This window comes from Bradyrhizobium sp. UFLA03-84, from assembly GCF_002289535.1.
In the GTDB taxonomy this organism is placed as follows: domain Bacteria; phylum Pseudomonadota; class Alphaproteobacteria; order Rhizobiales; family Xanthobacteraceae; genus Bradyrhizobium; species Bradyrhizobium viridifuturi.
On the sequence record NZ_NSJY01000008.1, the window covers coordinates 1 to 20,989 of the forward strand.

Annotated in this window: 20 protein-coding genes and 1 pseudogene; 9 read left to right on the top strand and 12 right to left on the bottom strand. The window is 65.1% G+C overall.

Annotated features, from left to right (window positions below; all coding sequences use genetic code 11):
- Nucleotides 1-194 (bottom strand): annotated as a pseudogene (locus tag CK489_RS09590) (4Fe-4S dicluster domain-containing protein); the annotation flags it as partial.
- Between the two features lie 289 nt (nt 195-483).
- Here CK489_RS09590 and dapF point away from each other — a divergent pair.
- Nucleotides 484-1,356, top strand: a complete 873-nt coding sequence (gene dapF / locus CK489_RS09600; RefSeq protein ID WP_095732143.1) for a diaminopimelate epimerase — start codon at nt 484-486, stop codon at nt 1,354-1,356.
- A gap of 60 nt (nt 1,357-1,416) precedes the next feature.
- Complete coding sequence (gene mtaB, locus CK489_RS09605; protein ID WP_095732144.1) at nt 1,417-2,679, top strand: tRNA (N(6)-L-threonylcarbamoyladenosine(37)-C(2))-methylthiotransferase MtaB; 1,263 nt, start codon at nt 1,417-1,419, stop codon at nt 2,677-2,679.
- Between the two features lie 238 nt (nt 2,680-2,917).
- Here mtaB and CK489_RS09610 read toward each other — a convergent pair whose 3' ends face one another.
- Together CK489_RS09610 and CK489_RS09615 are read right to left on the bottom strand one after the other, a co-directional pair.
- Nucleotides 2,918-4,057, bottom strand: coding sequence for a DUF2336 domain-containing protein (locus CK489_RS09610; protein WP_095732145.1), 1,140 nt, complete (start codon nt 4,055-4,057; stop codon nt 2,918-2,920).
- Nucleotides 4,058-4,162: 105 nt separating this feature from the next.
- Complete coding sequence (locus tag CK489_RS09615; protein ID WP_198960886.1) at nt 4,163-4,864, bottom strand: RluA family pseudouridine synthase; 702 nt, start codon at nt 4,862-4,864, stop codon at nt 4,163-4,165.
- Between the two features lie 49 nt (nt 4,865-4,913).
- Between CK489_RS09615 and ftsY the strand changes: the two genes are divergently transcribed.
- Nucleotides 4,914-5,861 carry a signal recognition particle-docking protein FtsY gene (ftsY, locus tag CK489_RS09620; RefSeq protein ID WP_050630435.1) on the top strand — a complete coding sequence of 316 codons (948 nt, stop codon included), beginning with the start codon at nt 4,914-4,916 and terminating at the stop codon, nt 5,859-5,861.
- A gap of 37 nt (nt 5,862-5,898) precedes the next feature.
- Nucleotides 5,899-6,498 (top strand): septation protein A, encoded by a 600-nt coding sequence (locus tag CK489_RS09625; RefSeq protein ID WP_021078806.1) that lies wholly within the window; start codon nt 5,899-5,901, stop codon nt 6,496-6,498.
- A 98-nt stretch (nt 6,499-6,596) separates the two neighbouring features.
- Here the strand turns inward: CK489_RS09625 and CK489_RS09630 are convergent, their stop codons facing one another.
- The 6 genes from CK489_RS09630 to ccmA all read right to left on the bottom strand — a co-directional run bounded on the left by CK489_RS09630 (nt 6,597) and on the right by ccmA (nt 10,063).
- Nucleotides 6,597-6,974: a ComEA family DNA-binding protein gene (locus tag CK489_RS09630; RefSeq protein WP_095732146.1), complete on the bottom strand. Its 378-nt coding sequence runs from the start codon at nt 6,972-6,974 to the stop codon at nt 6,597-6,599.
- Between the two features lie 170 nt (nt 6,975-7,144).
- A complete protein-coding gene (locus tag CK489_RS09635) occupies nt 7,145-7,738 on the bottom strand; it encodes a DsbE family thiol:disulfide interchange protein (RefSeq protein ID WP_095732147.1) in 594 nt (197 codons plus the stop codon).
- On the bottom strand, nt 7,735-7,914 hold the full coding sequence (gene ccmD, locus CK489_RS09640) for a heme exporter protein CcmD (RefSeq protein ID WP_198960887.1): 180 nt from the start codon (nt 7,912-7,914) through the stop codon (nt 7,735-7,737). The genes CK489_RS09635 and ccmD overlap by 4 nt, the downstream gene beginning before the upstream one ends.
- A 2-nt stretch (nt 7,915-7,916) precedes the next feature.
- Nucleotides 7,917-8,720 (bottom strand): heme ABC transporter permease, encoded by an 804-nt coding sequence (locus tag CK489_RS09645; protein WP_095732149.1) that lies wholly within the window; start codon nt 8,718-8,720, stop codon nt 7,917-7,919.
- A 75-nt stretch (nt 8,721-8,795) separates the two neighbouring features.
- Entirely contained in the window at nt 8,796-9,464 is a 669-nt protein-coding gene (gene ccmB / locus CK489_RS09650) for a heme exporter protein CcmB (protein ID WP_095732150.1), read from the bottom strand.
- Nucleotides 9,461-10,063 carry a heme ABC exporter ATP-binding protein CcmA gene (ccmA, locus tag CK489_RS09655; protein ID WP_050630440.1) on the bottom strand — a complete coding sequence of 201 codons (603 nt, stop codon included), beginning with the start codon at nt 10,061-10,063 and terminating at the stop codon, nt 9,461-9,463. Before ccmA ends, ccmB begins: the two co-directional genes overlap by 4 nt.
- 242 nt (nt 10,064-10,305) lie before the next feature.
- On the opposite strand from ccmA, the gene acnA reads away from it, so the two are divergent.
- The 3 genes from acnA (at nt 10,306) to CK489_RS09670 (ending at nt 14,909) form a co-directional block, all read left to right on the top strand.
- Nucleotides 10,306-13,026: an aconitate hydratase AcnA gene (gene acnA, locus CK489_RS09660; RefSeq protein WP_095732151.1), complete on the top strand. Its 2,721-nt coding sequence runs from the start codon at nt 10,306-10,308 to the stop codon at nt 13,024-13,026.
- Between the two features lie 205 nt (nt 13,027-13,231).
- Nucleotides 13,232-13,993: a DUF1223 domain-containing protein gene (locus CK489_RS09665; RefSeq protein WP_050630442.1), complete on the top strand. Its 762-nt coding sequence runs from the start codon at nt 13,232-13,234 to the stop codon at nt 13,991-13,993.
- Between the two features lie 544 nt (nt 13,994-14,537).
- A complete protein-coding gene (locus tag CK489_RS09670; RefSeq protein ID WP_050400886.1) occupies nt 14,538-14,909 on the top strand; it encodes a DUF2794 domain-containing protein in 372 nt (123 codons plus the stop codon).
- A gap of 224 nt (nt 14,910-15,133) precedes the next feature.
- Here the strand turns inward: CK489_RS09670 and CK489_RS09675 are convergent, their stop codons facing one another.
- The 3 genes from CK489_RS09675 to CK489_RS09685 all read right to left on the bottom strand — a co-directional run bounded on the left by CK489_RS09675 (nt 15,134) and on the right by CK489_RS09685 (nt 19,461).
- The gene (locus CK489_RS09675; RefSeq protein WP_021078796.1) at nt 15,134-15,925 is read right to left on the bottom strand and encodes a Bax inhibitor-1/YccA family protein; all 792 of its coding nucleotides are present in this window, start codon (nt 15,923-15,925) and stop codon (nt 15,134-15,136) included.
- A gap of 234 nt (nt 15,926-16,159) precedes the next feature.
- On the bottom strand, nt 16,160-18,745 hold the full coding sequence (locus tag CK489_RS09680; protein WP_095732152.1) for an ABC transporter permease: 2,586 nt from the start codon (nt 18,743-18,745) through the stop codon (nt 16,160-16,162).
- A complete protein-coding gene (locus CK489_RS09685; RefSeq protein ID WP_050630497.1) occupies nt 18,742-19,461 on the bottom strand; it encodes an ABC transporter ATP-binding protein in 720 nt (239 codons plus the stop codon). The genes CK489_RS09680 and CK489_RS09685 overlap by 4 nt, the downstream gene beginning before the upstream one ends.
- Before the next feature lie 55 nt (nt 19,462-19,516).
- Here CK489_RS09685 and CK489_RS09690 point away from each other — a divergent pair, with 55 nt between their 5' ends.
- Nucleotides 19,517-20,164, top strand: coding sequence for an arylesterase (locus tag CK489_RS09690; protein WP_095732153.1), 648 nt, complete (start codon nt 19,517-19,519; stop codon nt 20,162-20,164).
- 167 nt (nt 20,165-20,331) lie between these two features.
- Complete coding sequence (thpR, locus tag CK489_RS09695; RefSeq protein ID WP_050630444.1) at nt 20,332-20,868, top strand: RNA 2',3'-cyclic phosphodiesterase; 537 nt, start codon at nt 20,332-20,334, stop codon at nt 20,866-20,868.
- Nucleotides 20,869-20,989: the final 121 nt, after the last annotated feature.

The following is a 20,989-nucleotide window of genomic DNA, read 5'->3' on the forward strand; positions in this document are numbered from 1 at the left end:
TGGCACAGGCCGCAATAGATGCACTTCACCATGTCGATGTCGTAGCGCACCGTGCGGCGGGTGCCGTCGTTGCGGCGCGGACCGGCCTCGATCGTGATCGCCTGCGCCGGGCAGATCGCCTCGCACAACTTGCTGGCGTCTTCGCGCTTTTTCCCCTTCGGGTAGCGGGGCCGCGCGGGCTCGCCGCGGGAGCGGGCGAGGCTGACGGCGACTGGGCAGGCGCCGGGCTTGCCAGTGCGATCGCCGCCAAAGGGAGCAGCGCGACCAGGGCCGCGCGGAGCGTGTTGATACGGTTCATTGGTAGTTCTCCATCCCCTTCCTCGGACGGCCGCTCGATCTGTCCCGGCGCGCGCGGTCCGCGAGGTGCGATATTCCTAACACGCGAGTTCTGCATTCGTCCCATGACAGATGTGTCATAGGGCCATTCAGACTGGCCTTCCGGCCACCACTCGCCATATAACCGGGCAGAATTTGGGAAAATCGATGAGCGCGCTCGCCAATCACGCATTCGCCAAGATGAACGGCATCGGCAACGAGATCGTCGTCGTCGACCTGCGCGATTCCAAGGCACAGGTTTCGGCTGAGGAAGCACGCGCCGTGGCCTCGCCGGCCGGAGCGCCCTATGACCAACTGATGGTGTTGCAGCCGCCGCGGCTCGACGGCACCGAAGCGTACATCACGATCTACAACAATGACGGCTCGGAGGCCGGGGCCTGCGGCAACGGCATGCGCTGCGTGGTGCGGCGGATCTTCGAGAAGACCGGCCAGACCACGGCGACGTTCCAGACCCGCGCCGGCCTGCTCAATTGCTGGCAGGGGCCGGCGCCCGATCTCTACACCGTCGACATGGGCGCGCCGAAGTTCGGCTGGCAGGACATTCCGCTGGCTGAGGAATTTCGCGACACCCGCTACATCGAGCTGCAGGTCGGGCCGATCGACAATCCGTTGCTGCATTCGCCCTCGGTGGTCTCGATGGGCAACCCGCATGCGGTGTTCTGGGTCGATGACGTCAACGCCTACGACCTCGAACGCTTCGGGCCGCTGCTGGAAAACCATCCGATCTTCCCGGAGCGCGCCAACATCACGCTGGCCCATATCGTCGATCGCGACCACATCACGATCCGCACCTGGGAGCGCGGCGCCGGCCTAACCCGGGCCTGCGGCTCGGCGGCCTGCGCGACGGCGGTGGCGGCGGCGCGGCTGAAGCGCGCCAACCGGATTGTCGAGATTACGCTGCCAGGCGGCAAGCTCGGCATCGAGTGGCGCGAGCGCGACGATCACGTGCTGATGACCGGCACCGCCGATTTCGAATATGAGGGCCGCTTCGATCCGGCGCTGTTCGCCAGCGTCGCTTAGAGCATGATCCGGAAAAGTGGAAACCGGTTTTCCGACGAGATCATGCTCGAACAAGGAGCTATGGGCGTCGACGTCGTCACCTTTGGCTGTCGCCTCAACGCATTCGAATCCGAAGTGATCCGCCGCGAGGCCGAGCAGGCGGGGGTTACCGACACCATCGTCATCAACAGTTGCGCCGTCACCAACGAGGCGGTGGCGCAGGCCCGGCAGTCGATCCGCAAATTGAAACGCGAGCGCCCCGAGGCGCGCATCGTGGTCACCGGCTGCGCGGCGCAGACGCAGGCCGAAATGTTCGCCGAGATGGCCGAGGTCGATCGCGTCGTCGGCAATGACGAGAAGATGCGCGGCGACGCCTGGCGCGCGACACGTTCAGCATTCGATATCGGCGCAAGCGAGAAGGTCGCGGTCGCCGACATCATGGCGGTGACCGAGATGGCGCCGCATCTGCTCGACGGATTCGAGCGCGGCCTGCCGCGGGTGTTCGTGCAGGTGCAGAACGGTTGCGACCATCGCTGCACCTTCTGCATCATCCCCTATGGCCGCGGCAATTCGCGCTCGGTGCCGATGGGCGCGGTGGTCGATCAGGTCCGCGCGCTGGTCGAGCGCGGCCATGCCGAGATCGTGCTGACCGGCGTCGATCTCACGAGCTATGGCGCCGACCTGCCGGGCGCGCCGAAGCTCGGTCAGTTGACCCGGCAGATCCTGCGTCATGTGCCCGAGCTGAAGCGGCTGCGCATCTCGTCGATCGATTCGATCGAGGCCGATCGCGACCTGCTCGATGTCATCGCCGACGATGCGCGGCTGATGCCGCATCTGCACCTGTCGCTGCAGTCCGGCGACGACATGATCCTGAAGCGGATGAAGCGCCGGCATTCCCGCCAGGACGCGATCGATTTCTGTGCGCAGGTGCGCCGGCTGCGGCCGGATATCGCCTTCGGCGCCGACATCATCGCCGGCTTTCCGACCGAGACCGGGGCGATGTTCGCGCGTTCGCTCGATCTGGTTGAACAATGCGATCTCACCTTCCTGCATGTGTTTCCTTATTCGAAGCGCCCCGGCACGCCGGCGGCGCGGATGCCGCAGGTCGAAGGCGGGGCGATCAGGGAGCGCGCGAAACGGTTGCGCGCGGCCGGCGAAGCCGCGCTGGTGCGTCGGCTCGCAGCCGAAGCCGGCGCGACGCGCGAAGTGCTGATCGAGAGCGAGCGGCAAGGCCGCACCGAACATTTCCTGCCGGTCGCGATCGATGGCGATGTGCCGGGCGCGGTGCGGCGGCTCACCGTGACAGGACATGACGGCGCGCGCCTCGTTGCATCGGACCGCTGAGACTTCATCTCCGTCGTCCTGGCGAAAGCCAGGACCCATTACCCCAATCGGTCATTGTTGTGCGACGCTCGGGCCACGATCCCGTTCATGATCCAATGCGGTGGTTATGGGTCCTGGCTTTCGCCAGGACGACGCGTGGGGAGAGCCGTGGACTCACGCTGATCACCCGCACGCGGGTGATGACACGGAACGAGCTGTTTGACAGGCTAAAGGAGAACCAGTCCCGCACATGACGCGCTCAGTGTATGCGTCCGCCGGGCCTTGCAGGCTGCGCCGCGCGAACCTGCCAGAAGCGCAGCAGGCGATCGGCGTTTTCGCGCGTCATTTTCGTGAACTGGCCTTTCGCATGGGCGAGCTCGACGGGTCCCATGGAGCCGGTCGTGTAGCGGCATTCCATCACCGCGGCGGTGGTCTCCCAGCTCAGGCCGGCCGCGCGGCACGGCACCAGCAGGCCCTCGCTGCGCAGGCTTTGCATCAGCGAGCGGATCACCTCAATGCTCGACTGCGCGAGATCCGCCAGCGCCACGACGGTCTCTTCATATTTCCGCTGCCTGGCGAAGCCGAGCAAAGCGGCCTCGTCGAGCTCGCCGCTATCCCTGAGCTTCGCGACATGGCGCCTGGCTGCGGTGAAATCTCGGACCTGCGACATGTCGCGTTCGACGCCGGCAGCGACCGCGGCGACCGCGTGCCGGATCTCCTCGAACAAATACGGCGGGGCGCGCTCCAGCAGACGGCCGCGAACCTCTTCCGTTGCGCGGCGCAGCAGCTGAAGGCGGAGCTCCGACGGCAGGTCGGCGCGGATGCCGGTCTCGACGGCGAGGACCGGATCGTGCTCGGCCTGCGCGAGGATGACCGCAAATCCGTCCGGCGATACCTTGGCGCCGGGATTGTTGACCAGGCGGTGGCTCACACTGGCAAAGCGACGCGCCAGCAATGCGTCGGTGACGACTTCCTTCAGCCACCAGCGACCGGCGACGGCGAGCAGATGCTGCTCGCTCTTGGTCCGCGCGATCTCGATCAGATCGTCCGCGCTGAGCCGCGACGACTCCTGCAGGACCGGCCGCGCGATCCTGATCTCGTCATTGCCGGCGAGACGGCGAATGATCGCGGGCGGCGCCTGGGTCACCGGTGCGAGCTGCTCGCTGATGTCGGTGAGCGCTATCCGGGCGCTGATGTCGGCAAGCGCCCGGAGCTCGATGGTCTTGACCAGACGATCAAGCACGTTGTCGAACAGCTCGACCTGTTCGCTGTTGAAGCTGCCGGCGGAGGCGAGGAAGAGGTCGGTGACGCGCTTGGCGGTCGCGATGCATTTTTCGGCGGAGCCGGCACGTATCGCCGCCTCGACCTCGTCGACAATTGCCTGCCCGGCAGTCAGCATTGCTCGTCCTGAGCCCGTCGTGATGCGCTTTTCTAAGCCGCCTGCAGGACTACCGGACGAGGCTGAAAGTTCCGTAAAGGATAATGGTCCGTAAAACCCCGGAGATCACTGGCCGGTCCAGCCGCAGGCCCTGAGCCGCTGCCACATATGCTCCGGTGCCGGCGCAACCACATGGACCGGGTCCTTGTTGCGGGAAATCGGGATGCCGATTTCGCGGGAATGCAGATGCAGGGTCGGCTCGCCGAAGCGCGGACCGTTGCCATAGATATTGTCGCCGACGATCGGCCAGCCCATCGCTGATGAATGCACCCGCAGCTGATGGGTGCGGCCGGTGACCGGCTCCATCGCCAGCCAGGCGAGGCCCTCGCCGCGCCCCAGCACCTTCCAGTTGGTGATCGCCTTCTGCCCGTCCGGATCCGGCTTCTGCCACCAGCCGCGCTCGGCGTTGAGCCGGCCGAGCGGCATGTCGATGGTGCCTTCATCCTCGGCCGGGCCGCCCTCGACCACGGTCCAATACGTCTTCGAGATCTTGCTGTGCTTGAACAGCAGCCCGAGCGAGGCGGTCGCCTTGCGGTGGCGTCCCAGGACGAGGCAGCCGGAGGTGTCCTTGTCCAGCCGATGCGCCAGCACCGGCGGCCGCGGCAGGCCGAACCGCAACGCGTCGAAGGAGGCCTCCAGATTGGGGCCGCCCTTGGGGCCGCGATGCACCGGCATGCCGGCCGGCTTGTCGATCACCAGCATCAACCCGTCGCGGTGGAGCACCCGGCCCAGGATTTCTTCCGCGGTCAATTGGGGAACATCGATCAATTCGTCGAGACTTTCGTTTGTGAGCCGAAACGGCTAACACGTCCGCGCCATGAACGATACCACTGCAGGAACTCCAAAACAGAGCTGGTGGCAGCGCCTGAAAGGCGGCCTAAAGCGGACCTCGAGTTCGATCGGGACCGCGGTCGCGGACCTCGTCACCAAGCGCAAGCTCGATTCCGCCATGCTCGACGATATCGAGGATGTGCTGCTGCGCGCCGATCTCGGGACCGACGTCGCGGTTCGCATTGCGGAGGCGGTCGGCAAGGGCCGCTACGACAAGGCGATCTCCGCCGACGAGGTCAAGGACGTGGTTGCGACCGAGGTCGAGAAGGTGCTGGCGCCGGTGGCGAAGCCGCTCGAGATCGATGGCTCGAAGCAGCCGTTCGTCATCCTGGTCGTCGGCGTCAACGGCTCCGGCAAGACCACGACGATCGGCAAACTCTCCGCCAAGTTTGCCGCCGAGGGCCGCAAGGTTATGCTGGCTGCCGGCGACACCTTCCGCGCCGCGGCGATCGAGCAGCTCAAGGTCTGGGGCGAGCGCACCAAATCGCCGGTCATTGCGGGCGCGCAAGGCTCGGATTCGGCAAGCCTCGCCTTCAGCGCGCTGACCGCGGCCAAGGAGCAGGCGCGCGACGTGCTGCTGATCGACACCGCCGGCCGGTTGCAGAACAAGTCCGAGCTGATGAACGAGCTCGAAAAGGTCGTGCGCGTCATCAAGAAGGTCGATGCATCGGCGCCGCACGCGGTGCTGCTCGTGCTCGACGCCACGGTGGGACAAAATGCGCTGTCGCAGGTCGAGGCGTTTCATCGTACGGCAGGCGTCACCGGCCTTGTGATGACCAAGCTTGACGGCACGGCGCGCGGCGGCATCCTTGTTGCGCTGTCGGAGAAGCACAAGCTGCCGGTGCATTTCATCGGCGTCGGCGAAGGCGTCGAGGACCTCGCGCCCTTCACCGCAAAGGATTTTGCCAAGGCGATTGCCGGGATCGAGGCATGATCCCGAATATCATGCCTCAAACCAACACCGAGGGTTAATGGACAAGACCCAGCCACATCCGCTGTTCAAGCTTGCGACCGAGCTCGGGCCGCTGCTCGTGTTCTTCGTCGCGAACGCCAAGTACCACCTGTTCGTCGCCACGGCTGCGTTCATGGTGGCAATCGTCGCGGCGATGATCGCGTCCTATGTGGTAACGAAACACGTGCCCATCATGGCGCTGGTGACCGGCGCGATCGTGCTGGTGTTCGGCACCCTGACGCTGGTGCTGCACGACGAGACCTTCATCAAGGTCAAGCCGACCATCATCTACGGCCTGTTCGCGGCCGTGCTCGGCGGCGGGCTGCTGTTCGGCCGCTCCTTCATCGCCGTGATGTTCGACCAGATGTTCAATCTGACGCCGCAGGGCTGGCGCATCCTCACCATGCGCTGGGCGCTGTTCTTCGCCGGCATGGCCATCCTCAACGAGATCGTCTGGCGGACGCAGACCACGGATTTCTGGGTGAACTTCAAGGTGTTCGGCGTGACGCCGCTGACCATGATCTTCGCCATCGCCCAGATGCCGCTGACCAAGCGCTATCACCTTGAGCCGGTCTCGCTGGAAACCAGCGAGGCGGACGCCGGCGATTTGCGGAAGTAACGAGTCGTTATTTGACCGTCGCTGCGCTCGCAATGACGAGACGCGAGAGCTTCGACCTCTCCCCGTGAGAAAACGGGGAGAGGTGAAGTCGATCGCCGTCAGCTCTTCTGCTTGGCGATGATCTTGTCCTTGATCTTGTCGTAGGTCGCCTGCGGCAGGATGTTCTTCTGCACCAGTTCATCCTTGCCCTTGTAGGGGCGGCCCTTGATGATCGCGGCCGAGTAGGCCTTGCCGACGCCGGGCAGCGCGTCGAGCTGGTCGGCGCTGGCGCTGTTGACGTCGAGCAGGTCGTCCTTCGCCATCCCCGTCGTCTTCGCGTCGGGCGTCACGGCCTTCGGCGCGGGAGCCATCTTGTTGACTTCCGATTTGGCGGCGGGCGTAGTCGGCTGAACGCCCTGGGCCATCGACGGCGTGACCGTCAGCATGCCGAGCGTAAGCGCGGTGGCGAGAAGTGAAGCGAGCGTGGTCTTGCGCATATATCCCCTCCAGAGGAACGTTGATGTCAACGCCGCTGAGTTGGGGTTGCGTTCATGGCGTTGCCGTGGCCGCGAAATGAACCGCAGATAAACCTGTCGAAGTATTTTGCCGCAGGCATTTTCGCTCGCCGTTCAGCAGCGGTTCACGGCACCGCTGAATGACGAAGCGCTTACTGTCCGGCGAGCAGCGCCTTCTCGATCTCGGCCTTCAGCACGCTGTTGACGTTGTCGGGCGTCACCGGGCCGACCAGCTTGTAGACGATCTTGCCCTCGCGTCCGACCAGAAAGGTCTCGGGCACGCCGTAGACGCCCCATTCGATCGAGGCGCGGCCGTTGCCGTCGACGCCGACGATGCCGAACGGATTGCCGTAGCGGCCGAGGAAGCGTCGCGCATTGTCGGGCGAGTCCTTGTAGTTGATGCCGATGATCTGGAAACGCTTGTCCTTGCCGAGCTCGGTCAGCAGCGGCGCCTCGTCATGGCAGGGCACGCACCAGGACGCCCAGACGTTGACGACCGAGACCTTGCCCTTGAACGCAGCGGGATCGAGGCCGGGGACGGGCGCGCCGTCCCGTATCAGGCCGTCGAGCGCCGGCAGTGTGGTCTGCGGCGCCGGCCGTCCGATCAGCGCCGACGGGATTTTCGAGGGATCGCCGCCATAGAGCCGCAGCAGGAACAGCCCGGCGAGGCCGAGGAAGATCACGAGCGGCAACACCACCAGCAGGCGGCGGGCTTGCGGCGGGTTGTTGGTCGCCTGCTCGCTCATCTGATATCCGCCGCGCTGCGACCGGAGCGGCGCGTGACGCCGCTGGCCTCGATTTCCTTGAGGCGCCCCTGCTGACGGCGGTAGTCGGCGATGATCCACACGATCAGGAGCAGCACGACTGCGGCGACCAGCGCATAGGACGTCACGATGAAGGAAGCGTAGGGACCAAGCGACATCGTCACGCCGCTCCAATTTCTTTCGATGCGCCTGCTTCACGCGAGCCGGCACCCGCCTCGCTCGTGAACGAGACGCGGCTGGCCTGCATCATCTGCAGGCTGCGCACGCGCCGGCGCAGGATCTCGTTGCGCATTGCCGCGAGGTGCAGGGTGATGAAGAGCAGCGAAAACGCGATCGCCATCACCAAGAGCGGCCACAGGAACGCCTTGTCGAGCGTCGAGCCGCCCATGCGCAGCACGGAAGCCGGTTGATGCAGCGTGTTCCACCAGTCGACCGAGAACTTGATGATCGGAATGTTGATCGCGCCGACCAGCGTGAGGACCGCCGCCGCCCGTGCCGCGCGCGAGGGGTCCTCGACCGCGCGCCACAGCGCGATCAGGCCGAGATACATCAGGAACAGGATCAGGACCGAGGTCAGCCGCGCATCCCACTCCCAGTAAGTGCCCCACATCGGCCGGCCCCACAGCGAGCCGGTGACCAGCGCCAGGAAGGTGAAGGCGGCCCCGATCGGCGCCGCGGCCTTCGCCGCGACGTCGGCCAGCGGATGCCGCCACACCAGCGTGCCGAGCGCGGCCACGCTCATCACGCCCCAGACGAACATCGACAGCCACGCATTCGGGACGTGGATGAACATGATCTTCACCGTGGCGCCCTGCTGGTAGTCGTCGGGCGCCGTTGCCGACTGGTAGAGTCCGATCGCGAGCAGGATCGCGGTCGCGCCCGCGAGCCACGGCAGGATCCGCGCGGTCAGCGCCAGAAACCTGGTCGGGTTGGCGAGGTCGGTCAGCGTCTCGGTCAGCTTCATGGCACCCTGATAGTCGTCCGATGTGTCACAAGCAATTGGCGGAATTCCCCTCGGCAAGAATTGATCTGGCTCATATCAATCCAGCCCGTGCCGCAGGCTCGCGGCGGCGGCAAACGGGCCGATCACCAGGCTGGCGAGCGACAGCGCGCAGAGGATCGAGAACGGTGTTCCAAACGGCAGCGGGCCCGAGATCGCCGCCTGCGAGGCCGCAACGCCGAAGATCAGCACCGGGATCGACAGCGGCAGCACCAGCACCGCCAGCAACAGCCCGCCGCGATGCAGCGTCACCGCCAATGCGGCGCCGATCATGCCGGTGAAGGTCAGCGCCGGTGTTCCCGCCAAGAGGGTCGCCGCGACCGCCAATGTCGCCGTGCCGTCGAGATTGAGCAGCAGGCCGAGCACGGGTGTGGCGATGATCAGCGGCAGGCCGGCGGCGATCCAGTGCGCCAGCGCCTTGGCCGCGCAAGCGAGTTCCAGCGGCGTTCGGCTCATCACGATCAGGTCGAGCGAGCCGTCCTCGTGATCGGCTGTGAACAGCCGGTCGAGTGTGAGCAGGCTCGCCAGCAACGCGCCGAGCCAGAGGATGGCGGGGCCGAGCCGCGACAGCAGCGCCAGATCGGGACCGACCGCAAACGGCATCAGCACCGTGACGGTGAGGAAGAACAGCACCCCGATCAGCGCGCCGCCGCCGACGCGGAGCGCGATGCGGATGTCGCGGCGGATCAATGCGGAGAGAGCGCTCATGCCGGCGCTCCCATCCGCAAATCGCGCGCTTCGATGCCGAGCGGTAGATGGGTTGCGGCGACGATCAGGCCGCCGCCGGCGAGATGATCGCGCATCAGGGCGACGAACAGCGCCTGTCCGGCCGTATCGAGCGCCGATGTCGGCTCGTCCAGCAGCCAGACCGGCCGCCGCACCGAGAGCAGGCGCGCGATCGAGAGGCGGCGGCGCTGGCCGGCCGAGAGGTAGGCCGCCGGCAGGTGTGCGGCGTGGTCGAGCCCTACGGCTGCAAGGCAGCGGCCGGCATCCTGCGTCTCGCCGCCGAGGAATTCCCGCCAGAAGGAAAGATTTTCCATAACGCTCAGCGCCGGCTTCAGCGCGTCGCGGTGGCCGAGATAGTGGGCCTGCTCGGGCAGGCTGAGCTCGGCGTCGCCGCCTTCGAGCGCGACCGTCCCTTCGGCTGGAACCAAGAGCCCGGCGAGGACGCGGAGCAGTGAGGTCTTGCCCGCACCATTGGGGCCGGTGACGGCAAGCGCCTCACCGGCTGTGGCCGCCAGATCGAGGTCGGAAAACACCTCGCGCCCGCCGCGCACGCATTTCAGATTTCGTCCTGAGAGCCGCATGGTTCGTCTTGTCACAGCCCTCTGAAATCTTTCGCTACCGCGTGAGAATTTTTGGGTCGCGCACTGCCGCCGCACGCTTGTCGGTGTGGCGGTGCTTCTAGAAAGGTTCTATAAGCCCGGAACTTGATGCAGCACACACAATCGGCGGCCGCAACCCACCCTCCGGGCCATCCCTCGGCCAGTGTCGTTCGCCGGTGTTTAGTTACCCTTGCCGGGTATAACTGAGAATTGGGATTCCTCGTATGACCTCACTCGACAGCTTCAAATGCCGCAAGACCATGAAGGTCGGCGCCAAGTCCTACGTCTATTACAGCCTGCCCTTGGCAGAGAAGAACGGACTGAAGGGTATTTCGAAGCTGCCGTACTCGATGAAGGTTCTGCTCGAGAACCTGCTGCGCAACGAGGACGGCCGCACGGTCAAGAAGGAAGACATCGTCGCGGTGTCGAAGTGGCTGAAGAAGCGCCAGCTCGAGCATGAAATCGCCTTCCGCCCGGCGCGCGTCCTGATGCAGGATTTCACCGGCGTTCCGGCGGTGGTCGATCTCGCGGCGATGCGCAACGCGATGCAGAACCTCGGCGGCGATGCCGAGAAGATCAACCCGCTGGTGCCCGTCGATCTCGTCATCGACCATTCGGTGATCGTCAACTTCTTCGGTGACAACAAGGCGTTCGGCAAGAACGTCACCGAGGAATACAAGCAGAACCAGGAACGCTACGAGTTCCTGAAGTGGGGCCAGAAGGCGTTCTCGAACTTCTCGGTGGTGCCGCCCGGCACCGGCATCTGCCACCAGGTCAATCTGGAATATCTCGCGCAGACGGTGTGGACCAAGAAGGAGAAGATGACGGTCGGCAAGAAGACCGGCACCTTCGAGGTCGCCTATCCCGACTCGCTCGTCGGCACCGACTCGCACACCACGATGGTCAACGGCCTCGCCGTGCTCGGCTGGGGCGTCGGCGGCATCGAGGCCGAGGCCTGCATGCTCGGCCAGCCGCTGTCGATGCTGCTGCCTGAGGTCGTGGGCTTCAAGCTCAAGGGCCAGCTCAAGGAAGGCGTCACGGCGACCGACCTCGTGCTCACCGTCACCCAGATGCTGCGCAAGCTCGGCGTGGTCGGCAAGTTCGTCGAGTTCTTCGGCCCCGGCCTCGACTTCCTGTCGGTCGCGGACAAGGCGACGATCGGCAACATGGCGCCCGAATATGGTGCGACCTGCGGCTTCTTCCCGGTCGACGCCGCGACCATCGATTATTTGAAGACCTCCGGCCGCAAGGCCGATCGCGTCAAGCTGGTGCAGGCCTATGCCAAGGCGCAGGGCTTGTTCCGCACCGCCAAGTCGGCCGACCCGGTGTTCACCACCACGCTGACGCTCGACCTCGGCGACGTCGTGCCGTCGATGGCCGGACCGAAGCGCCCTGAAGGCCGCATCGCGCTGCCCGCGGTGTCGACCGGTTTCGCGACCGCGCTGGTCGGCGAATACAAGAAGCCTGAAGGTGAGCAGAAGCGCTTCGCGGTCGAGGGCCGCGACTTCGATCTCGGCCATGGCGACGTCGTGATCGCGGCGATCACCTCCTGCACCAACACCTCGAACCCGAGCGTGCTGATCGGCGCCGGCCTGCTGGCGCGCAAGGCAGCCGCCAAGGGCCTGAAGGCCAAGCCGTGGGTGAAGACCTCGCTCGCCCCCGGCAGCCAGGTGGTGGCGGAATATCTCGCCAATTCCGGCCTGCAGGCCGATCTCGACAAGGTCGGCTTCAATCTGGTCGGCTTCGGCTGCACGACCTGCATCGGCAACTCCGGCCCGCTGCCGGAAGAGATCTCGAAGTCGATCAACGAGAACGGCATCGTTGCCGCCGCGGTGCTCTCCGGCAACCGCAACTTCGAAGGCCGCGTCTCGCCCGACGTGCAGGCGAACTACCTCGCCTCGCCGCCGCTGGTCGTCGCGCATGCGCTTGCCGGCACCGTGACCAAGGATCTCGCAGTCGAGCCGCTCGGCATCGGCAAGGACGGCAAGCCGGTGTTCCTCAAGGATATCTGGCCGACCGCCAAGGAGATCAACACCTTCATGAAGAAGTACGTCACCGCGACGATCTTCAAGAAGAAGTACGCCGACGTGTTCAAGGGCGATACCAACTGGCGCAAGATCAAGACCACGGAAAGCGAGACCTATCGCTGGAACATGAGCTCGACCTATGTGCAGAACCCGCCCTATTTCGAAGGCATGAAGAAGCAGCCCGACCCGGTCACCGACGTGGTCGACGCGCGCATCCTCGCGATGTTCGGCGACAAGATCACCACCGACCACATCTCGCCGGCCGGTTCGATCAAGCTGACCTCGCCCGCCGGCAAGTTCCTCAGCGAGCACCAGGTGCGCCCCGCCGACTTCAACCAGTACGGCACGCGGCGCGGCAACCATGAAGTCATGATGCGCGGCACCTTCGCCAACATCCGCATCAAGAACTTCATGCTGAAGGGCGCCGACGGCAATATTCCGGAAGGCGGTTTGACCAAGCACTGGCCCGACGGCGAGCAGATGTCGATCTACGATGCCGCGATGAAGTATCAGGCGGAAGGCGTGCCGTTGGTGGTGTTCGCCGGCGCCGAATACGGCAACGGCTCGTCGCGCGACTGGGCCGCGAAGGGCACGCGTCTGCTCGGCGTGCGTGCGGTGATCTGCCAGAGCTTCGAGCGCATCCATCGCTCCAACCTGGTCGGCATGGGCGTGCTTCCGCTCACCTTCCATGAAGGCACGTCGTGGTCATCGCTCGGCCTGAAGGGCGACGAGAAGGTCACGATCCGCGGGCTGCAGGGCGATTTGAAGCCGCGCCAGACGCTGACCGCCGAGATCGTCTCCGCCGACGGCGGCAAGCGGGATGTCCCGCTGCTCTGCCGCATCGATACGCTGGACGAGCTCGACTACTATCGCAACGGCGGCATCCTGCACTACGTGCTGCGCAAACTCGCGGCCTAAAGGGTCTTTTGATGGAGCATGGTCCATTCGAGCCATGCTCCAACGCGGATTTGTGATCGGTGCCTCACTGCTTAGTGAGTAGCGGCTAAAAAGAAGGCGGCCTATGAAAAAGGCCGCTTTCTCGCGTTTTGGGGCACGCAAGTTCAGGGACAGACTTCATGCTCCGTACAATTACGGATGGAAATCATCACGACTGGTTCGCAGTATGACAGCGATGATGGCCTATAACTCGATTTCGCGATGGTCCAGCGCGCTCGGTATCTGCGCGATCGTCGCAATCATCCGCCCCGCTCACGCCGATCCGCGTGCAGTCGTCGAACTCTTCACCTCGCAGGGATGCTCATCCTGTCCGCCCGCGGACAAGATCATCGGTGATCTCGCAAAGGACCCCAACGTCATCGCGCTGAGCATGCCGATCGACTATTGGGACTATCTCGGCTGGAAGGACACGCTGGCCGATTCCCGCTTCAGCGCGCGCCAGAAAGCCTATTCCCACATGCGCGGCGATCGCGACGTCTACACGCCGCAGGCCGTGATCAACGGCTCCGCGCATGTGATCGGCAGCGATCGCGCCGGCATCGAGGACGCCATCAAGAGCACCGAGAAGAGCGGCACCGTGATGTCGGTGCCGGTGACGATGACGCTGACCGGCAAGCAGATCAACGTGTCGGTTGCTGCGTCGAAGTCGCCCGCGGTGTCGCGTGGCGAAGTCTGGATCTGCTCGATCTCGAAGTCGGTGCCGATCTCGATCTCGCGCGGCGAGAACCGCGGCCACGAGATCACCTACCACAACGTGGTGCGCAATCTCCTGAAGGTCGGTGACTGGAACGGCTCGTCCGGCAGCTGGACCGTGCCGCTGGAGAACATCACGCGCGATGGCGTCGATGCCGCGGCGGTGTACGTCCAGGACGGCAATCGCGACAAGCCGGGCCCGATGCTCGGCGCCGCATTCACCTCGCTTCACTAGCGCGTTGCTGCGCTAGCTGCCGGCAGACGCGTCGTTCGGCCGCGCGCATCGTCGCGCAGCCTTGCGCGGCGGCAAACATGCACACTGTGATTTGGTGAAGCGAAAGCGTTGAAGCTTTGCGCGCGCCGCTCGGTCACGCGGAGATGGGCAGGCCCCAAAAACAAAAAGGACCAACTTTCGTTGGCCCAGTGTTGGGATTTAACTCCCCTGCGAACAGGCCCGATCCCGACGGCCCCGGGGGGCTGGGGGCTGAGGAATCCGGAACCGAAAGGACCGGGCCAACGCAGGATTATCTTTTCGCAGGGCAGCGGGGCAGGCGATGGGCGGAAGTGGGGCAGCAATATGATTCCGCTAACGTTCCCGTGAGTCTTCGGTTTTCCGGACAATCCGCCGCGCCTGAGCGTGGTTAAGGCCTGGTTGCGTTGCGAATGGCCCCTTGCAGGCCTCCTCGCTTAGCGCAATCATGTCACTCTCGTGACGATCCCGAAGCAGGGGGCACCGGCCTTCGGATCCCGATCGTCACCGGGATGACAGGAGGCGCTCGATGAGTTTGATCTCGGAGGACACCGATCCGAGCGGGAGTCGTGCCGCGGCGCGCCCCGCCGCCGCGACCCCTCAACCCAACCGCGTGACATTCAATCGACTTGAGCTCAACCGCATTCTCAATCTCTACGGCCGCATGGTCGCCGACGGCGAGTGGCGAGACTATGCGATCGACTTCCTGAAGGACCGCGCCGTGTTCTCGGTGTTCCGGCGCGCGTCCGAAATGCCGATCTACCGGATCGAGAAGGATCCCCGTCTGGCGCGCAAGCAGGGCATGTACAGCGTGATTTCGGCGACCGGCCTGATCCTGCGTCGTGGCCACGAACTCGAGCGCGTGCTGTTCGTGATCGACCGCAAGCTGTCGCTGGTGTAGCGAGGCGAATTCGACGCCTGTAGCCCGGATGGAGCGGAGCGTAATCGCGGTTTTGCGACGCGAATGGCCTTGTCCCGGATTTCGTGGAGCCTGTCATCGGGTGCGCGTTCGCGCGACCCGTTGGCTCGATCCGGGCTACGGGTTCGCATCCCGCAAAAGCCGGCGCAAAACAAAAGCCCCGGCCGGGTGGCCGGGGCTCAGATCGATTGCCTTGCTCGCGGCGCTTAGTCGCGCTGGCCGAGCAGCTGCAGCAGCAGCGTGAACAAGTTGATGAAGTTCAGGTAGAGCGACAGCGCACCAGTGATTGCCGCACGCTCTGCCATCACGCCGCCCTGCGAGGCGTAGCCGTAGATGTAGTCGTTCTTCAGCCGCTGGGTGTCCCAGGCGGTGAGGCCCGCGAACACCAGCACGCCGACCACCGAGACGATGAACTGCAGCGCCGAGCTCGCCAGGAACAGGTTGACCAGGCTCGCGATGATGATGCCGATCAGGCCCATGAACAGGAACGAGCCCATGCCGCTCATGTCACGCTTGGTGGTGTAGCCGTAGAGGCTGAGCGCACCGAACGTCGCCGCGGTGATGAAGAACACGCGCACGATCGAGGTGTGCGTGTACACCAGGAAGATCGACGACAGCGACAGGCCCATCAGCGCCGAGAACACCCAGAACAACAGCTGGGCGGTCGCAGGCTGCAGGCGGTTGATGCCGGCCGAGATGACGAACACCATCGCCAGAGGGGCGAGGATGAACAGCCATTTCAGCGGGCTCACGAACATCGCGTAGCCGAACTGCGTCAGATAGGCATTGCCAAACTTGGCGACGGCGGCCGACTGGTCGGTGGTCACCGCGCCCATGTAGACGCCGAGCGCGGCCAAGCCGGTGATGGCGAGGCCGATGCTCATGTAGTTGTAGATGCGCAGCATGTAGGCGCGCAGACCGGCGTCGACGGCCGCAGCGTCAATGCGCCCGGCGGCCCGGCCGAAAGGAGAAGCGTAATTGCGGTCTAGGTCCGACATGGTCGAATTCCCGTGGTTGGTCCCGGTGGAGCGCAAGGGATTTGCGGCGCCGGTTATAAATCTATCTCAGATGGCGCGGTTTGCGGAGCATTAATTCCGTGTCATTCAAACCGACTATCCGACCCGATTGGTATGTGGGAAATTAACACATCCGACGCAAGCTTCCACGCGCGGCCGAATGTCGCTCTGGCCTAGCATGATAGGCAAAAACGGCGCTTTCGCCGCTACAAATTGTCACAAATTCCGCAACACCGAGGCCGGTTTCTGGTTCAGCGCGAGCAGCGTTCCTGCCAGCCCCAATCCGACCGTGACGACCAGCGCGGCGACCACGACCAGCGCGGCGCTGCCGGCCTGCCAGATGAAACTCAGCGTCATCAGCCGCGTCACGATCAGCCAGGCCGCGATCGAGCCGGCTATCACCCCGAAAATCGCGGTTGCAAAACCGATCATTAGATACTCCAGCGCGTAAGCGCCGAGCAATCGCACCCGCGTGGCGCCGAGCGTCTTGAGGATCACGGCGTCATAGACGCGGTGACGGTGTCCGGCGGCGAGCGCGCCGCCCAGCACCAGGATCGCCGAGATCAGCGTCACGGCGCTGGCGCCGCGGATCGCCAGCACCAGGTTGCTGACGACGCTGCCGATGGTCTCCAGCGCCTCGCGGACCCGCACGCTGGTCACCATCGGGAATGCGTCGGCGACCTGCTTGATGATGCGCGCGTCGTCGTTAGCGCCTGCTTGGGTCGCGCTGGCGTGTTGTTCCGTCAGGGTCGCGACGTGGCTGTGCGGCGCGCCCCTGAAGGCGTTCGGCGAGAACACCAGCACGAAGTTGATGCCGAGGCCCTGCCAGTCGATGTTGCGCAGATTGGCGATCTTCGCCGGCACGTCGCGGCCGAGCACGTTGACCACGATCTCGTCGCCGATCTTCAGGGACAGGCCGTCGGCGATCTTCTTCTCCATCGAGACCAGCGGGGGTCCGCTGTAGTCCGGCCCCCACCATTCGCCCTCGACGATCTTCGAGCCCTTGGGAATTTCGCCGGTATAGGTCAGGCCGCGGTCGCTCTGCAACACCCATTCCGAATCGACCGACGGCTTCAGCTGGTCGGCCTTGACGCCGCGCGCGGCGACGATGCGCCCGCGCAGCATCGGCACGTCCTCGACGGTCGAGCCGGGCGCGGCCTGGGCCAGGAAGGCATTGAAGCGGTCGGCTTCGGTGGAGGGGATGTCGATGAAGAAGAACGACGGCGCCCGCTCCGGCAGCGCGGCCAGGAATTGCCGGCGCAGATTGCCGTCGATCTGGGTGATGGTGACGAGCACGGCGAGCCCAAGGCCGAGTGACAGCACGACCGACGGCGTCAGCGCGCCCGGCCGGTGGATGTTGGCGATGGCGAGCCGCAGCATGGTCATGCGGCTGCGCGGCAGCCGCCGCGCCACCGCCATCAGGATCTCGGCGATCCCGCGCAGCAGCAGGAACACCGCGATCGAGGCGACGACGAACACGGTGGCGACCCGCTTGTCATAGGCGAGCCCGATCGCGACGCCGATCAAGAGCGCGACCACAACGGCCATCAGCGCAAGATAGCTCCAGCGCGGGCGGTGCCACTCGCTGGCGACGGTCTCGCGGAACAGCGCCGCGACCGGCACGTCGTGGACCCGGCCGAGCGGCCACAGCCCGAACGCCAGCGCGGTGAGCTGGCCGTAGATGAAGGACAGCGCGAGCTCGTCGGGATGCAGGGCAGGGACCACCGGTAGCGGCAGCAGCTTGCCGAACAGGCCGACGATGACGAACGGCAGCGCGGCGCCGAGCACGAGGCCGATCACCGAGCCGATGCCCGCCAGCACCACCACCTGGGTGCAGTAGATCGTGAAGACGTCGCGGCCGGTGGCGCCGAGCGCCTTGAACGAGGCGATGACGTCGCGGCGCCGGTCGATGTGGCTCTTCACCGCGTTGGCGACGCCGACGCCGCCGACCAGCAGCGCAGCAAGGCCGACGAGGGTCAGGAACTGGGTGAAGCGGTTGATGGTGCGCTCGAGCTGCGGCGAGGCGTTGTTGCGGCTGCGGACCTCCCAGCCGGCCTCCGGCGCTGCGCTGCGCGCACCGTCGATCAACGCCGTGGTGGCGCGGTCGTCGTTAGCGCCGTCGGGCAGCTTCACCCGGTAGATCCAGCGCACCAGGCTGCCCGGCTGCAACAGGTCGGTGGCGCGCAGGCTGGCTTCACTGACCAGGAAGCGCGGGCCGAGGCCGACGCCGCCGGCAAGCTTGTCGGGCTCGGCCACGACCACGCTGCGGATCTGATAGGTCGCGCTGCCGATGGTGACGCGGTCGCCGAGCTTCAGGTCGAGCCGCGCGAGCAGTGTTGAATCGGCAGCCGCGCCAAAAACGCCGTCGCGCTCAGCGAGCAGATCGGCGACCGGCATGTTCGGCTCGAGCGTCAGCTCGCCGAGCATCGGATATCTGCCGTCGACCGCCTTGAGCTCGACCAGCGCCAGCTTGCCGTCGCTGCTGCGCGCCATCGCGCGGAGCGTAGCCGCGACGGAGACCTCGCCGCGGGTGCGCAGATAGGCGACCTCGTCGGGCTTGGCCTCGCGCGAGATCAGCGAGAACGCGACATCGCCGCCGAGCAGCGTGCGGCCCTCGCGCGACAGGCCGTCACCGAGAGATGCGGCGACCGAGCCGACGCCGGCAATCGCCATCACGCCGAGCGCGATGCAGGCGATGAACACGTAGAAGCCGCGCAGCCCGCCGCGCAGTTCGCGCAGCGCGTAGCGAAAGGCAAGCGACGACGCGCGGCTCTGCCCCGCGACTTCGGACGCAAAGCTCATGGAGTTGATTGCCCGTCGATGCGGCCGGAGCGCAGCCGCACTACGCGGTCGCAGCGTTGCGCGAGCGCGAGGTCGTGCGTCACCAGCACCAGGGTCATGCCGCGCTCGGCGTGCTTGGTGAATAGCAGATCGACGATCTGCTTTCCCGTCGTCTCATCGAGATTTCCGGTCGGCTCGTCGGCGACCAAGATCGCCGGATCGGGCGCGAGCGCGCGTGCGATCGCGACGCGTTGCTGCTCGCCGCCGGACAATTGCGTCGGATAGTGATGCAGTCGTTCGCCGAGCCCGACCGATTGCAGCTCCTGCGCGGCGCGTGCGGCGGCATCGGGATTGCCGGCGAGTTCGAGCGGCACCGCGACGTTCTCCAGCGCCGTCATGGTCGGGATCAGATGGAACGACTGGAAGACGATGCCGACCTGGCGGCCGCGAAAGCGCGCCAGCGCATCTTCGTCGAGGGCATTGAACGAGGTGCCGTCGACGACCACCTCTCCACTGTCAGGACGTTCAAGACCCGCCATCACCATCAGCAAGGTCGACTTGCCCGAGCCCGACGGGCCGATCAGGCCGATGGCCTCACCCGCTGCCACACGAAGGCTGATATCTTTGAGGATATGAACCCGTGCCGCGCCGGTGCCGAGCGAGAGATTGACGTTCCTGACGGCAATGGTGTCCGGCTCGACGTCGGTCAGTGAAGAGGATTCGATGAGACTGTCCATGGTTCGGTCATATGGCACTTCCGCCGCTGCGGTCGAGGCCCGGTTGCGAATCTTCGTGCACATACTCGTGTTGCTTATGGGCTTGATGACGGCGGCCAGCGCGCAGACGCCTGATCAGGGGAAAGCTTCCGCGAAGCCGATCAAAATGGTGGTTCTGGGCGATTCCCTGAGCGCCGGTTACGGCCTTCCGGCCGAGGCGGCATTTCCGGTCCGGCTACAAAAAGCCTTGGAAGCCAAGGGGATAAAGGTCGATATGACCAATGCCGGGGTGTCGGGCGACACCGCCTCGGGCGGCCGCGAGCGGCTCGACTGGTCGGTGGCCGATGGAACCGATGTCGTGATCGTCGAGCTCGGTGCCAACGACGCCCTGCGCGGCATCGATCCCGCGGTGACGCGCAAGGCGCTCTCGGACATCATCACAAAGTTGCAGGCGCGCAAGATCGCGGTGCTCTTGTGCGGCATGCTCGCGCCACCGAACTATGGCAGTGAGTATGCGGCGAAGTTCAACGCGATCTATCCGGATCTGGCGAAATCCTTCGGCGTGCCGCTCTATCCGTTCTTCCTCGATGGCGTTGCTGCTAATCCGAAGATCAATCAGGCCGACGGCATGCATCCGACGGCGGAAGGTGTGGACATCGTCGTGAAGAATATCCTGCCCACAGTGGAGGCATTTCTCGGCGCATTATCAGGGCAACGCAGCTGAAACACAGGCAGTGCGGCGCGTTGCGTCCGTAGGTTTACGAGCTGTTAACGCCTCGTGCTTCGCAGAGTCACATATCTCGGGTACAAATAGGCGTCGGTGATTCGTCGCCGGGCTTGTTACAGGGTGCGGGCTCCCAAAACCCGCGCCAAGCATCGAGGATTATAGCGATGCCGCGTCTGTTCACTGGTCTGGAAATTCCGGCCGATATCGGCCAAACCCTCTCCAGCTTGCGTGGTGGCCTTCCCGGCGCACGCTGGATCGATCCCGAAAATTATCACGTCACCCTGCGCTTCATCGGCGATATCGACGGCCTCTGGGCCAACGAGATCGCGACGATGCTGTTTCGGGTGAACCGCAAACCGTTCGAGGTCAAATTGCAGGGCCTGTCGAGCTTCGGCGGACGCAAGCCGCGTGCGGTGGTTGCCGCCGTCGAGCCGAGCCGGCCGTTGATCGAACTGCAGGCCGAGCTCGAGCGGATGATGCAGCGGATGGGGCTCGATCCCGAGGGCAGGAAATTCACGCCACATGTCACGCTCGCGCGTCTGCATGACGCGTCGAGCCAGGACGTCGCGGATTATCTGTCCGTGCGCGGCTATTTTCCGAGCCGCACCTTCACGGCGGATCGCTTCGTGCTGTTCTCGTCGCGTGCGTCGACAGGCGGCGGTCCCTACGTGGTCGAGGATTCCTACGAGCTCTGCGCGTAGGGTTTCCGCGGATCGCGTCCAAAGGCGCCCGGCAAGGCCGTGCGGTCGGCTGTGGCATGCAAGAGTTCGTCCTTGCATACCCCGTTGGCACAATTCACGGCTTGCAATTTGCCGCGCAGTA